The sequence below is a fragment of the Fibrivirga algicola genome, from assembly GCF_011742925.1.
Lineage (GTDB): Bacteria > Bacteroidota > Bacteroidia > Cytophagales > Spirosomataceae > Fibrella > Fibrella algicola.
Window position 1 is genome coordinate 103,547 of sequence record NZ_WAEL01000008.1, and the last position, 13,579, is coordinate 117,125.

A 13,579-nucleotide genomic window follows, 5' to 3' on the forward strand; every position below is an offset into this window, starting at 1 on the left:
ACCGCATTCCCTGTATCCTGTCTTATGGAACAACGACCCGAAAAAAGAAACGATAACAGTAGTCGTAGTTTTCTTATCATTGCCTTATTGGCGTTAGCTGCGTTAAACGTGCTATTGCTTTATTTCTGGTATCAGGAAAAAGAGAACAACAAAACAAAAGATGCGACCATCGCCGCCAAGACCGAAGAGGTGCTGGTGACGAAAATGAAACTCGATTCCATCTCGGCCCAACTGGATGCTAAAATTGCCGAGATTCAGCAGCTTGGCGGCAGCGTCGATTCGTTGCTGAAAGTAAAGGAGCAGATTGAGAAAGACAGAATTCAGGTGCGCGACGTAAACAACTTCAACGCTCGTGCCTTCAATCAGAAGATCAGCCGTTACGAGAACTTGCTAGCCGAAAAAGATCGTGAAATTGCCCGATTGCGAGAAGAAAACGGCATCCTGACTGAGCAGAACACCGCATTAACCTCAGAGAACGTCAACTTGAAATCGGAGAAGCAGGAGTTATCTGATACAGTTGTCAGCTACGCGGCCAAAGCCAGGGAGGTACAGGCGCGCAACCGGGAACTGACTGACAAGGTAACCATTGCGGCGGCCCTACATGCTGAAGACATTGCCGTAACTGCGCTGAATACCCGTGGCAAAGAGCAGGATGGTGGTAGTTACAGAGCCAGACGCCTTGACAAAATTAAGGTGTCGTTCCGACTGAGCCCAAATCCGCTGGCTCAGCAAAACGCCAAAGACATTTACCTGCGCATTCTTGACCCCAGTGGTGCGGTTGTATCTGACATGGCCACGGGCTCTGGCGAGTTTACGTATGCCAACAAAGAAATGATCTACACAGCCATGCAACGGATCGATTTCAACAACACAGGCCAGCAAATTGCCTTTATCTATGGTCGGGGCGGTCAGCGGTTCAATGAAGGACGGCACACCGTCGAGATTTACTCGGAAGGCTTCCGCATTGGTCAGGGCGAGTTCACAGTGAAATAAGCTTACCAAGTTCAAGGTAAAGTTTCAAGTCTCAGCTTTCTGGTTTCAGGAGTTCTGCCGGTCTACCTCGTTGTGGATCAGGGAAACCCTTGAAACTTAGAACCTGAAGCTTGAAACTTTCTTTGTTTTTGCTTACCTTTGCGCCCTCATTTCAAATCAAATAAGTTAAATCATGTTCCAAAAGAACTACGAAACGGTGTTCATCCTGACTCCCGTTTTATCTGAATCTCAGATAAAGGACGCCGTTGACAAGTATCGGACGCTGCTAACTGGCAACGGAGCTGAGCTTGTACATGAGTACAGCATGGGTCTGCGTAAATTGGCTTACCCCATCAAAAACAAGAACACGGGTTACTATCAGGTGTTCGAGTTTAAGTGTGATCCGTCGCTGATCGAGAAACTCAACATTGAGTATCTACGTGACGAGCGTGTGATTCGTGACCTGACGACTGTGTTGGACAAGCATGCCGTTGAGTACAACGACCGTAAGAAAAACGGCCTGGTGGGTAAGAAAAAACAAGAAACTGCAGACGCTAAATAACCATGAGCTTACAGAACGAAGCAATGAATAGCGGCGAAGTCCGCAAGAAATACTGCCGCTTCAAGAAGGCCGGTATCAAGTACATCGATTATAAAGATCCCAATTTCCTGCTGAAGTTGCTGAACGATCAGGGCCGTATCCTGCCCCGCCGTATCACGGGCACCAGCCTGAAATACCAGCGCAAAGTTGGCCAGGCCGTTAAACGCGCCCGTCACCTTGCCCTGCTTCCTTTCGTAGCCGATTCACTTAAATAGAGTTTGCTGTTTTCTGCTTGATGTTTGACGTTCCAGCGTTTGAAACATCAAACGACAAACAACAAACGACAAACTCATTTTTCCAATGGAAATCATTCTCAAAACCGATATAACCGGCGTTGGGTATAAGAACGATATCGTTTCGGTGAAGCCGGGCTACGGTCGTAATTACCTGATTCCGCAGGGCTTTGCCGTAATGGCAACACCCTCGAATAAAAAAGTAGTGGCCGAGAACGTTCGTCAGGCTGCCCACAAAGTAGAGAAGATCAAAAATGACGCTCTGGCTCTGGCCGAGCAGATCGGTGATCTTAAACTGACGTTGATCGCCAAAGCTGGCGAAAGCGGCAAAATCTTTGGTCGGGTTACCAACACACAAATTGCCGATGCTCTTCGCGAGAAAGGCTTCGATATCGACCGGAAGAAAATCACCATCGAAGACGTGAAAACGCTGGGCGAATACCAGGCTACGCTTGACCTCCATAAGGAAGTGAAGCACCAGGTTACGGTAGAGGTAGCTGGCGAAATTGTGCTGCAAGCTTAAGAGCTAACCTAACGTAGGTCTTCAAGTTTACCTGCATTGATATGAAACGGACCCTCAGGGGTCCGTTTTTTTTGTTTAGTTAACTCCTTAGTAACCTATTCAATTAACTATTTATTAAATTATTTTATAGTATATGCTGATTATGGCTGGTGTTTATGAAAAGTTGAACAAAGTAATTACATTTACTCATTCCTGTTAGTACTACTCAGCTTTACTTACTAGTTATTAGTTGGATCTAGTTGTTACAGCGCATTTACCAGATAAAGTTCTCTTGGTCTCCTGCATGAAGTGGACAACTGATAACTCAGTAGTGGTAGCTGATCTAGTTAGCGAACCAGGTTTGTTGCTTAAATACATTGCATAGCAAGCGGTCTTTTCACAGAAACAGCATAGGTCTAGCCCGAAAATTCGCTCGATACGCTGCAACAGAGCACTTCGCTAGGGTTGCCATAAATCAAGTTACGAAAGAGCCTTCTTGCGTAGCTGTAACACAGTAACGATCATCGGTATTAGGTTGTCTATTAGCCTGATCAGCCACTTCCGAATAGCTTAACTACGCGTATTGCCTTGACTACACCAACCAGGTATAGTAAAGCGAGCGATACGGTTTGTCAGTTGTCCTCTCTCAAACAGGATCAGCCTTATAAGTTTTTTCCTTTAAGTAAATAAGCTGTTGCTCCTGTATGCACATAGATGAGCTTTACAATTGATTGTCACCTGGTCTTACGTGGATTAGTTTGGCGAATTCACAGCCCGTAATCAGTTTTATGTAGCGATATGAATGCTATTCTTCAATCAGCTCCAGCTCTGCTGAAAAGCTTAGTAACGGCTTCTCAGAGCGGAGTTCTTTTGTTTAGAGGCTTGCGTGATGACAAGGGTATCATCGATGACCTTCGCTTGATTATGCTCAATGCTGTTGCCGAGCGCGACATGGGCCGCTCTGGTATTAACCTACTGGGGTCCTCATTCAAGAAGCTCTTTCCCGGCGAAGTGAACAATCAATTGTTTTTACGATTCCGGGAAGTGCTCTTGTCAGGTAAAGCAGATCGTTTCGAAAATGAATACATTTTAAATGGCCAGACAGAACCGGGTTGGTTTGATGTGTCGGCAGTGCCAGTGGAGGATATCGTTGTTATTTCCTACACGAATATTACACAAACCAAAACCGATGAGGAAACCGGCAGGTTAGCCACTGTGCTTACACAGGCCTTTAATTCCTCACTTAGCGGAATCACTATTTTCGAGGTTGTACATAACGAGACTGGGCAGATAGATGATTTTCGATTCTTGATGATCAACGAAGCCGGACTGAAGATGAGTGGCGGCTATACCCGCGAAGAACTCATAGGCCGAACACTCTGGCAGATCTATCCTGCAACTGGCATCAATGGTCTCTTCGACAAGTACGTACAAGTTTATCAGACGGGTACGCCTGTCTCTGGGGAGAAGTACTACCCAGAGTATGACATCTGGCGCGAGTACAGCATTCTTCGGATAGATAACGGAGTAATGGTGACGTACAATGACATCACACTACACCTGAAGTTGGAAGAAACGACTCAACAGCAAGCTCATTTGCTAACCGACATTTTGGAGAGTGTACCTGTAGGCTTCGCTGTTCTGAAAGCAATTCGAAATCCGAACCACCGCATAGTCGACTTTCAGATCCTCCATGCTAATACCGCTTTTCAAAAAGTATTTGGTACCATAGCTACCAGCCACGATGATAAACTATTGACAACTCTGGTAAAAAGCGATAGCGAGTCGAGTCTGGTTAATCGCTGCATTATGTGCGTTGAGATAGCGTCTGCGTACAAATTTGAAATGCCCTACAACCTCCTGAGCCAGACGCACTGGTATCAGGCGTCAATGACGCCGAAGGGCGATCAACTAATTCTGACCTTAACTGATGTAACAGAGACTAAAAAGACGCAGTTGGCCAATCATCTGCAAACGGAGCTTCTACAATCAATTAGCAACAACACGCCCGCCGGCCTCGTGCTTTGGGATGCAGTTCGGGATGGCACCAGACAGATTGTTGATTTCCGATACCGGCTTACCAACCGGATGAATAGTTACCTGACTGGTTACACAGATGAGTATCTTATTGGTCAGGACTTGCTAACCCTGTTTCCACGGTTCAAAGGCACTGAATTTGAGACTGCTTTACGGGAGACAGTAGAAACCGGACGTACCCAGCATATGATCCTCACCTACTACACCGAACGCCCCGACGGGTGGTTCGATGCCCAGTTTAACCGGGTGGGTGATGGCGTGTTGATGACCTTTATGGATGTGTCGGAACAGCATAAAGCGCAGTTGGCACAAAAAGAGCAGGCTGATCTGTTGCAGATGGTGATCAATGCGCAACCGTCGGGTTTAGTGTTGTACAGAGCCCTCCGAAAGAAAGATGCTGACGGACAGCCGGGTGAAATTTTCGATTTTGTAATTGAGTTGGTCAACAGTGCCAAACTCAAGACGTCGAAGCGTACAATGAATCAGCTGATTGGCAAGCGCATGCTTGTCTTGTTCCCCGACGAGGAAGGCCAGGCTTTTTTTGACCTGGTAGCTGAAGTAGCCACAACGGGAGTTGCTAAAGAGTGGGTACTCCCTACTATCGTCGATGGCGTTTACAGTTGGTTCAAATCATCACTCATTCGTCATGGTGACTTGGTCCTGTTTACGTTTCTAGACGTATCGGAGCTAAAAAACCAGCATAAAGCACTGGAGGTAGCCAACACTGAATTACGCAGAAGTAATGACAATCTGCAGCAATTCGCGTATGTAGCCAGCCATGACTTGCAAGAACCATTGCGAAAAATACAATCGTTCGGCGACCTGTTGGCCAATAACTATGCTGTGTTGCTCGATGATAATGGCCGGGACATGATTCGCCGCATGCAACTGGCTGCTCAGCGGATGTCTACCCTGATAACAGATCTGCTAAACTATTCCCGCGTATCCACGCAACGCAGTCCGTTTGAACCTATTTCGTTGACGCGCCTGATCAGCACGGTCATTGACGATCTGTATGTGGCGGTTAAAGAATCAGACGCCGTATTTGACTATAGCGATTTACCTGTCATTCTTGGCGATAGAGCTCAACTCAGCCAGGTGTTTAGAAACCTGCTGCTAAACGCCATTATTTTCCATCGACCCAATGTACCACCAGTTGTTAGAATAACGGTGCAAAAGGTAGCTCCCGCCGACTTACCTACGATGGTGCTACAGTCTGACATGTCGATGACAAACGAGGGTTCGGGTAACATCCAGTTCTTCCACGAAATCAGCATCAAAGACAACGGTATAGGTTTCGACGAAAAATACCTCGACCGTATTTTCCAGCTCTTTCAACGATTACACAGCAAAACCGCCTACCCGGGTACTGGCATTGGGCTAGCGATTTGCCGAAAAGTCATTGAAAATCACAAAGGTACCATAACAGCGTCGAGCAAGCCGGGCCAGGGAGCCACATTCAGGGTGTATCTCCCCGCGTAGATTTTACCTCAAAATTCTGAAAAACAGAGCCTATCATGATTAAACTCGTTGACTTCTCGGACCCAAAACTACTCGACTGGCTAGACACCCAGACGGATGACCAGCTCGATGAAGTCCCCTTTGGCATCGTTCGAATGACTCATGAGGGTGTTGTGGCAGGTTATTACAAATCAGAATCACACATTACAGGTATCACAAGGGAATACGCAATGGGTAAATACTATTTCACTCAGGTAGCCCCCTGCGCCAATAACATGATGGTGGCAGCAAAATATGCGCAGCCAGAGTTAGATGAGGAACTGGACTACATTCTAACCTATGTGTGCGACCCTATCAGAGTTCGACTACGGTTACTAAAGTCACCATACAGCAAATTTCAATACTTCCTGGTCAAAATCTTTTAACCAGTTGCCCATACTATACCTTCTCCTCTAATCACTCAAATCAGCCGTATCGTGACTCAGCCTACTACTTTCTCAGATCCAAACATGCTCAACTGGTTGGAGGCCCAAACAGATGACCAACTCGATGACGCTCCATTCGGGATTGTACGTATGACGCGCGATGGCGTTGTAGCAGCCTACTGCAAGTCAGAATCGCACATCACCGGAATTACGCAGGAATATGCGCTAGGCAAATACTACTTTACCCAAGTAGCCCCCTGCGCCAACAACATGATGATCGCCTCAAAATACGCGCAGCCAGAATTAGATGAAGAACTAGACTACATTCTAACTTATGTGTGCGAGCCTGTCAAAGTCCGGTTGCGGTTGCTTAAATCACCAGACAGCCAGTACCAGTACTTCCTGGTTGACCGTAAATCATTTTCTTAATGATGGAAGCGCAACTTCATTTGCAAAGGCTGCTCCCCATTTTCCATCGTTCACCATTAGCAATGGTAGAAGTCAACGCAGCTGGTGAAATTCGGCAATTAAATCCAAAAGCCGTTCAACTGATGATGCCGCTGGCAACGTACCTGAACCTTCCGGGTACCAACCTCGTCGATACGCTGTCTGGCTACATACCGATCATTCGGGAAGCGCTAATCAACTTTCATTTGAATTCGGGCATCATCATCGATCAGGAGCCATACATTATTCATTTTTCATACGGAAACAACTTAATTGAGCGGCACTTCAGCTTAACGATAGAAAAGATCACGCCGGATAGTCTGCTGTTCTTTTTCGATGACGTAACCGACTTTCTGGTTAAGGTTGACGCAATCCGAAAACGGGCATGATCTGGACTACTGATAATGTCGGGCGAATTATTCTTGATACGGCAAGCCGAATTACTCAGCTACCGCACCTTAGGTTTCCGGAAAAGGAATTGGCGGCTGTAGACCTCCAGTATGATCTGGGTTTAAACTCCCTGCAGCGTATGGAGTTGGCAGCGTATATGAATGAGTTGTTCGGCATTTTTCAAACCTCTGCAAACAACTATCTATTAGCGCACACCAGCCTGTCTCACTGGATAAACTGCATTCTGCGAGCGCGGGAGCAGGCTGATGAGGTGCTGACTTTCCGCACGTCGGGCACTACTGGCGCGGCCAAAGCGGTTACCCACTCCTTAACAACGCTACTTACCGAAGCTCAGTTTCTAACTGAGTTACTGCCAACACCGAGGCAACTAATCACGACTGTTCCTGCCAACCATATTTACGGGTTTATCTTCACCATTCTGATTCCATCGCTGTGGGGTTGTCCGATCCGTTTATTAACGCATATAACAGCCGCCGACTTAACAGAAGACACCCTGCTCATTGGCACACCTCTCACCTGGGAATTACTGTACCGATCGCTCCCTGCCCCGCCCGCAATACGGTGCCAGGGCGTATCATCAGCAGCACCAATGTCTCCCAATCTTTTCAATCAGCTCAACGAGGCTGGCGTCAGGCTGACCGAAATTTATGGCTCGTCAGATACCGGTGGTATAGCTTATCGCCACGCGCCCGACCGGCCGTTTATGCTGTTTCCTTACTTGAAGCGGTTTCCGGGTCCACCCGCTACGATTACCAATACAAATACCGCAGCGACATACCCGGCCCCCGACAGACTGGAATGGATTTCTGAACGCGAGCTACAAGTACTGGGCCGTATAGACGAAACTGTGCCTATCGCGGGGGTCAACGTTTCAATCGCTCATATTCGGACCGTTATAGAAGAGTGTCCACTGGTAGCCGAGTGTGATGTGCATGCTAAAGCAGACAGCGGGGTCAGTCAACTTTATGCAGCAATCCGATTACGCACCCTGACAGAAGGCAATCGGCTTGCCTGTCTGCACTGGATCAACGAACGGCTGACCGCTCCCGAAGTGCCCAAGCATATGTATTTGTATTAGGCTTCAACCATCGTTTCCTGAATACAGCGTTTGGTGGCAGCACCAACTATCAGGCTATTTTTTGCGTTGACTTCGTATGCAGTTTCGTACCGAATTAACGCCCGACCGCCTACCCATCCAACTCCGGTTAACCGATAAGATCGTAACTATTGGATCCTGTTTTGCCGAGGTAATGGGCAATCGGTTGGCCGATCATAAGCTGTCGGTGCTTACTAATCCGCTGGGTACGTTATTTAACCCGTTCTCAATTAGTAAAGTAATCAGGCTGGCGCTGACCAATAACGTACCTGACGAGGCCTTGTACGTAGAACGAGATGGCCTCTGGTTTCACTATGATGCCCACTCCTCGATCTGGGGGCACACACGGGCCGAACTAGCAGCCACTTTCACGAGCCAGCTCACACAGACGGGTGAAACATTGCGGCAGGCCAATTGGCTGTTGCTTACGCTGGGCTCTGCGGTTGTGTACGAAGAACGCAGCACGCAGGCAATCGTAGCGAACTGCCATAAAATGCCGGGTACGTTGTTCACTAACTACCTGAGTAGTATAGACCCGGTTCGCAGCGAATTGACCAGCCTGCTAACTCTCCTGCACGAGCATAATCCCGGCCTACAGGTAGTTCTGACGGTTAGCCCGGTTCGGCATGTCCGCGATGGCCTTACGCTCAATTCGGCCAGCAAATCGCTTCTCCGTGTACTCTGCGCTGAACTGACAGGTACGTTCGATCATGTACACTATTTCCCGGCCTACGAACTAGTGCAAGATGACCTTCGCGACTACCGGTTCTACGAAGCCGACTTGATTCATCCCAATGCCCAGGCGCACGATTATGTGTTTTCGAAGTTTGCCGATAGCGCGTTTTCCCCCGACCTTTGTGCATTCGTTAAGCAGTGGGCACAAATTCGGCGGGCACTAGCCCACAGACCGTTACACGGTTTAACCGACGCTCACCGCCTCTTTTTACAGAAAATTCGCCACCAAATCGACGCATTGCCGGCTAGTATTGATACCACCGCCGAACGCGCGGAGATTTTGAATCGTTTACTCTAAAAATAGTTTGTCGTCTGTGGTTTGATGGTTGTCGTTGCGCTGTCCAGTCGAATATTGTCTGTCAGCAGTGCAACGACAACCATCAAACCACAAACGGTAAACTCCTCTTACCAATGTCAAGTTACAAACTCACCGAACCCACCGTACTGGCCGCTTTGGGTCATGTAGAAGAACCCGACCTGAAACGCGACATTGTTACGCTGGGCATGGTCAAAGACATCAAACTGGGTGTCGATTCGGTCCGTTTTACGGTGGTGCTCACTACGCCCGCCTGCCCGTTGAAGGAGTTGATCCGGCAGCGCTGCGAGGATGCCATTCATACACACATTGGTCCGGAAGTGTCTGTCCAGGTAGACATGACTGCCAACGTAACCTCGACCCGCAACGATGCGCCCCTATTACCGGGTGTAAAAAACATCATTGCGGTAGCCTCTGGGAAGGGTGGTGTTGGTAAATCGACCGTTACGGCTAACCTGGCCATTGCCCTGCATAAATCAGGTGCGAAGGTGGGCATTATCGATGCCGATATTTACGGGCCATCTATTCCGGTGATGTTTGGCGCTGAAGACATGCAGCCTCAGATTATTCAGATCGACGGGCAGAATCGGCTACAGCCTATCCAGCAATTTGGCATTAAGCTAATGTCGATTGGCTTCCTTGTTCCGCCCGATCAAGCCATGCTGTGGCGGGGCCCCGTAGCGAGTCGGGCCTTACAGCAGTTTTTCTCGGATACAGAATGGGGTGAACTCGATTACCTGCTCATTGACCTGCCACCGGGCACAGGCGATATTCACTTATCGCTGGTGCAGACCGTACCGGTTACTGGCGCCATCATTGTAACGACGCCCCAGAAAGTGGCAATTGCCGATGCCATAAAAGGGCTGGCGATGTTCCGGCAGCCCCAGATTAACGTACCTGTGCTGGGCATCGTTGAGAACATGGCCTACTTCACCCCTGCCGAGTTGCCCAACAACCGGTACTATATTTTCGGCTCGGGCGGCGCGGCTTTGCTTTCTGAAAAATTCGACGTCCCTGTGCTTGGTCAGGTGCCGCTGGTGCAGAGCATCCGCGAAGCAGGCGACGAGGGAAAACCCGCCCTGGTTTCTGGTGATGGGCCTTCAGCCGATGCCTTCCGGGGTGCCGCTGAAGCACTTGCCCGCCGGGTAGCTATCCGGAACGCCACCCAGGATGAAACCAAACGGGTAGAGTTTACACGGGTATAATGCCTGAATTGTGCTATATTTACCAGTAAGACATTGATTGTATGCAAATGGTCGTAGACAACGTAAACCCACTGATTGCCCGCGTTGATAAGGCACTCGACAGCATGCGGCCTTACCTGGCCGCTGATGGAGGTAATGTAAAAGTACTCGACATTACCGATGAAGGTGTCGTACGCCTCGAACTCATGGGTTCGTGCGGGAGTTGCCCTATGTCGGCAATGACATTTAAAGGAGGTCTGGAAGAAGCCATTCTTAAAGCCGTACCAGAGATCACCCGTGTTGTTGCGGTAAACCTGACCGCGTTGCCTTAACGTACCTGCGTTTTATAGCTGAATGGGCATCCCAACCTAGGTTAGGATGCCCTTTTTGATGCATTTCAGCGGCTGGCTAACCACTGTAGCCAGTTACAACACTAGTGCTGGCAACCAGAAAACAGCATCTCCGATAAACCGGTATCGGTTATTTTTCAGAAAATAGACCGGGTACCGCTGAACGGCGTAAAGCACCAGGCTCATGATACCCAGCATCAGGCTGGCACGTTGCGAAAAACGGGCACCGCCCCCCGAATCGTCGGCCATAAAGCAGACGGTTAGCGCCCCGGCGACAATCAGAAACGTAAGCCATCGAAGTATGGTATCACATCGGCGCAGGCCCCAGGCAGTCGCCAGTGATACACTGGTGGATGAACTGGATGCGTCGCGCTGCTCGAAAACGGAAAAGAGCAGCAGGTTTTGAAACGCAATGCCCAGGAACAGCACCGTCTGTGCCTTGAACGGCCAGCCAATAGCTTCGCGCTGTACCAAGACCGTACCCCAGATGCCAGCAGTATACAGGATGGCGACCAACGGTTCTTTGACTACCAGCGCCGGATGCCGGTCGCGGAGTTTGTAAACGGTGAATACGTAGGCCACACAAAAAGCACCGAGACCCAGTCCAAACCGGATAACCGGCGCTGGCAGGAAAAAGACAAGAATGGCACCTACTGCGCCCAGCCCTCCGACTACGCCCCAAAGCACATCGGCATTGTCGGCGTGAAACCGGTGACGTGATGTGAGTGGTCCGGTGGCATGACGGACATCCAGCAGCCGATCGACTGTGTAGATCATCCAGACGACGATGGCCAGCAACGGGGTAGTGGCCCAGTGAATTGGATCGACATCAGACAGCCGGGCGGCCATCCTGTTCGAAAAAACGGCCCCCAGCACGACCGGTAGACTCAGATAAATAGCGGGACGAAGCATAATTCGGGAGTTACTGTCTTCCCTATGCCGCTTATCGCATAGCATACTAAAAAGACAGTAGACGGTAAACAGATGTTAAACGCCAATGGGCAGCCACGGTTCTTTCCGTTCCAGCACCCGGACCGTCTCCCCTACCCGAATCGTTTGCCCGGCACTACTTCGTGCGGGCATGACGTTCTCGCCAAACAACACCTTACTGTCTGTGGCCCGGTAGGTAGCCAAAGTGCGCAGAGGCTCTTTGCCACGATCGCCGGTAGCAGGGTCAATGGTAGTCAGCACGCAGCGAACGCAGGGTTTTACGCCATAGAAGGTAGCGTCCCCTAGTTCAACGGTCGCCCAGGTATCTTCGTCATGCGGCCAGCAAAGGCCTTCCACAATCAGGTTGGGTCGGAAGCGAGCCATTGACAGCGGTTCATCGACGGTATCGGCCAGCCGGCGGTTTAGCTCATCCAGCGACGACTGGGTGATGAGCAGTATCGGGAACCCATCGGCAAAGCTTACTACCGGATCAGCCACCTCATCGCGGCGGATGTGCCGTGACGTGATTGTGCGGCGGGTGCTATCGGGCATATATACCAGCCGGCAAGGTTTGCCAATGACTCGACTAAACCACGCGTCGGCCTCAGGGCTCACCAGTTGCGCAGGTACGTCTTCGCTATCCCAGATATTCACACTTATTGGCGACTCTGCCGAAGGCGGAGGCACCAGCGGTAGGGTTAGTACGTCAGTTGGCGCATGTCGGTGCCAAACCGTCAATTCATTGTCAGGTACGTTCATGGCCACGTCGATCAGGGCCATACTGTGAACGGTTCGCTGGGTAATGAACGTACCCCGCCGGTCAGCCGGTGCGGTTGACTCGCCTGAACGGTCATCGAATGATGGTTCAACCAGCATATAACGCCGGTCATACTGCAGGCCACCAACCTCAATAACGGCGTCGGACACGGAAACGCCCCCCAGTGATTTAATGGGGTAAATAATAATCTGGTCGAGAGAAAGAGACATAAGCTAATTAACTGATCGCCTCCCGGCGACGTTGGTAAGCGGTTACGGCCACATCGCGCAATACACGCAGGGCCAGCGGCGACTGATCGGTAAACGAACCGCCATAAATCATCCGGTCAGTTTCACGAAGTGCATCGGTCAGTCGGTCGTCGCCGATTCGGTCGGCAATTTCGCTACTGGTAAGCGAGGTATAGGGCTTTTTTTCCAGGAGTTCCAAATATTTTTTCCAGTTTACGATCGCCTGGTTCGTGGTATCGCCAGTCGACTCGGGACCGAGGTTGCGGGTAAGCTGGTTGTACATCCGCAAAAAGCGGGTATGATCGCGGGTCAGCAGGTATCGTTCCCACCGTTGACGCAATAACGAGCCGAACAGGATATAGATGGCGGCAGCCACTACGCCCATCAGGCCCACTGCTACGGTTAAGTACGCATAGTTGAATTCCTGGGGTAAAGGCGTGAGTATGGCATTGGCAGCCAATTGCAACGTATCGGGCCGGGTCGTCGCTAATACCCGCGAACGCAGGAAAACCGTATCGGGCGACGACAACAAGGCAGTACAGTCAGCTCCGTTGGCCATATATACCGGCACCTGCAACACCCGCGCCCGACTAACTTCAAATGAGACAAGCGTATAGACAGCACTGTCCAGGCTGATTTTGTTAACCGTTTTGGTTGGAAAGATGGCCACGCTTTGCACTAGAAAGGGAGCAAAATGCCGGGCAGTGTCGGGGTAAAATACATCCTGCGAAGCCCGGTGCTTGACCGTCAGGGCATACCGAAACGGCCGGCCTACCTCAATTGTGTCGTCGATAAACTGACCAACAGGCTGCGCTAGCGCGGGCAGACAAAGCAGTGCAAAGAAGAAGAGTAAGTAGCGCATGATTGGTAACTT

General features: G+C 49.9%; 15 protein-coding genes. 12 read left to right on the plus strand and 3 right to left on the minus strand.

Features of this window, described 5'->3' with window-relative positions:
* Window positions 1-24: 24 nt before the first annotated feature.
* The 12 genes from F7231_RS20515 (at window position 25) to F7231_RS20570 (ending at window position 10,752) form a co-directional block, all read left to right on the plus strand.
* The gene (locus tag F7231_RS20515; RefSeq protein WP_085412950.1) at window positions 25-993 is read left to right on the plus strand and encodes a DUF8428 domain-containing protein; all 969 of its coding nucleotides are present in this window, start codon (window positions 25-27) and stop codon (window positions 991-993) included.
* Window positions 994-1,165: 172 nt separating this feature from the next.
* Complete coding sequence (gene rpsF, locus F7231_RS20520) at window positions 1,166-1,534, plus strand: 30S ribosomal protein S6 (protein WP_085412949.1); 369 nt, start codon at window positions 1,166-1,168, stop codon at window positions 1,532-1,534.
* Between the two features lie 2 nt (window positions 1,535-1,536).
* The gene (rpsR, locus tag F7231_RS20525) at window positions 1,537-1,788 is read left to right on the plus strand and encodes a 30S ribosomal protein S18 (RefSeq protein ID WP_085412948.1); all 252 of its coding nucleotides are present in this window, start codon (window positions 1,537-1,539) and stop codon (window positions 1,786-1,788) included.
* Between the two features lie 85 nt (window positions 1,789-1,873).
* Complete coding sequence (gene rplI, locus F7231_RS20530) at window positions 1,874-2,329, plus strand: 50S ribosomal protein L9 (RefSeq protein ID WP_085412947.1); 456 nt, start codon at window positions 1,874-1,876, stop codon at window positions 2,327-2,329.
* Between the two features lie 777 nt (window positions 2,330-3,106).
* Window positions 3,107-5,827: a PAS domain-containing sensor histidine kinase gene (locus tag F7231_RS20535; RefSeq protein ID WP_166693368.1), complete on the plus strand. Its 2,721-nt coding sequence runs from the start codon at window positions 3,107-3,109 to the stop codon at window positions 5,825-5,827.
* Window positions 5,828-5,862: 35 nt separating this feature from the next.
* Complete coding sequence (locus tag F7231_RS20540; protein ID WP_085412945.1) at window positions 5,863-6,231, plus strand: photoactive yellow protein; 369 nt, start codon at window positions 5,863-5,865, stop codon at window positions 6,229-6,231.
* 84 nt (window positions 6,232-6,315) lie between these two features.
* A complete protein-coding gene (locus F7231_RS20545) occupies window positions 6,316-6,660 on the plus strand; it encodes a photoactive yellow protein (protein ID WP_166693369.1) in 345 nt (114 codons plus the stop codon).
* Window positions 6,661-6,722: 62 nt separating this feature from the next.
* Window positions 6,723-7,067: a hypothetical protein gene (locus F7231_RS20550; RefSeq protein ID WP_085412943.1), complete on the plus strand. Its 345-nt coding sequence runs from the start codon at window positions 6,723-6,725 to the stop codon at window positions 7,065-7,067.
* Entirely contained in the window at window positions 7,064-8,167 is a 1,104-nt protein-coding gene (locus F7231_RS20555; protein WP_166693370.1) for an AMP-binding protein, read from the plus strand. Before F7231_RS20550 ends, F7231_RS20555 begins: the two co-directional genes overlap by 4 nt.
* A gap of 76 nt (window positions 8,168-8,243) precedes the next feature.
* Complete coding sequence (locus tag F7231_RS20560) at window positions 8,244-9,218, plus strand: GSCFA domain-containing protein (protein ID WP_166693371.1); 975 nt, start codon at window positions 8,244-8,246, stop codon at window positions 9,216-9,218.
* A 113-nt stretch (window positions 9,219-9,331) separates the two neighbouring features.
* On the plus strand, window positions 9,332-10,441 hold the full coding sequence (locus F7231_RS20565) for an Mrp/NBP35 family ATP-binding protein (protein WP_085412940.1): 1,110 nt from the start codon (window positions 9,332-9,334) through the stop codon (window positions 10,439-10,441).
* Window positions 10,442-10,482: 41 nt separating this feature from the next.
* On the plus strand, window positions 10,483-10,752 hold the full coding sequence (locus F7231_RS20570; RefSeq protein ID WP_085412939.1) for a NifU family protein: 270 nt from the start codon (window positions 10,483-10,485) through the stop codon (window positions 10,750-10,752).
* A gap of 93 nt (window positions 10,753-10,845) precedes the next feature.
* On the opposite strand, the gene F7231_RS20575 is transcribed toward F7231_RS20570, so the two are convergent.
* The 3 genes from F7231_RS20575 to F7231_RS20585 all read right to left on the minus strand — a co-directional run bounded on the left by F7231_RS20575 (window position 10,846) and on the right by F7231_RS20585 (window position 13,567).
* Window positions 10,846-11,682, minus strand: coding sequence for a hypothetical protein (locus tag F7231_RS20575; protein ID WP_166693372.1), 837 nt, complete (start codon window positions 11,680-11,682; stop codon window positions 10,846-10,848).
* Window positions 11,683-11,757: 75 nt separating this feature from the next.
* Window positions 11,758-12,687, minus strand: a complete 930-nt coding sequence (locus tag F7231_RS20580) for an MOSC domain-containing protein (protein WP_085412937.1) — start codon at window positions 12,685-12,687, stop codon at window positions 11,758-11,760.
* Window positions 12,688-12,694: 7 nt separating this feature from the next.
* Complete coding sequence (locus F7231_RS20585) at window positions 12,695-13,567, minus strand: hypothetical protein (RefSeq protein WP_085412936.1); 873 nt, start codon at window positions 13,565-13,567, stop codon at window positions 12,695-12,697.
* Between the last annotated feature and the right edge of the window lie 12 nt (window positions 13,568-13,579).

Coding starts and splice junctions, on each gene's coding strand:
- F7231_RS20585 (WP_085412936.1), bottom strand. CDS start 13,567: ATGCGCTACTTACTCTTCTTCTTTGCACTGCTTTGTCTGCCCGCGCTA.
- F7231_RS20540 (WP_085412945.1), top strand. CDS start 5,863: ATGATTAAACTCGTTGACTTCTCGGACCCAAAACTACTCGACTGGCTA.
- F7231_RS20515 (WP_085412950.1), top strand. CDS start 25: ATGGAACAACGACCCGAAAAAAGAAACGATAACAGTAGTCGTAGTTTT.
- rpsR (WP_085412948.1), top strand. CDS start 1,537: ATGAGCTTACAGAACGAAGCAATGAATAGCGGCGAAGTCCGCAAGAAA.
- F7231_RS20550 (WP_085412943.1), top strand. CDS start 6,723: ATGGTAGAAGTCAACGCAGCTGGTGAAATTCGGCAATTAAATCCAAAA.
- F7231_RS20575 (WP_166693372.1), bottom strand. CDS start 11,682: ATGCTTCGTCCCGCTATTTATCTGAGTCTACCGGTCGTGCTGGGGGCC.
- F7231_RS20555 (WP_166693370.1), top strand. CDS start 7,064: ATGATCTGGACTACTGATAATGTCGGGCGAATTATTCTTGATACGGCA.
- rplI (WP_085412947.1), top strand. CDS start 1,874: ATGGAAATCATTCTCAAAACCGATATAACCGGCGTTGGGTATAAGAAC.
- F7231_RS20560 (WP_166693371.1), top strand. CDS start 8,244: ATGCAGTTTCGTACCGAATTAACGCCCGACCGCCTACCCATCCAACTC.
- F7231_RS20565 (WP_085412940.1), top strand. CDS start 9,332: ATGTCAAGTTACAAACTCACCGAACCCACCGTACTGGCCGCTTTGGGT.
- F7231_RS20570 (WP_085412939.1), top strand. CDS start 10,483: ATGCAAATGGTCGTAGACAACGTAAACCCACTGATTGCCCGCGTTGAT.
- rpsF (WP_085412949.1), top strand. CDS start 1,166: ATGTTCCAAAAGAACTACGAAACGGTGTTCATCCTGACTCCCGTTTTA.
- F7231_RS20545 (WP_166693369.1), top strand. CDS start 6,316: ATGCTCAACTGGTTGGAGGCCCAAACAGATGACCAACTCGATGACGCT.
- F7231_RS20535 (WP_166693368.1), top strand. CDS start 3,107: ATGAATGCTATTCTTCAATCAGCTCCAGCTCTGCTGAAAAGCTTAGTA.
- F7231_RS20580 (WP_085412937.1), bottom strand. CDS start 12,687: ATGTCTCTTTCTCTCGACCAGATTATTATTTACCCCATTAAATCACTG.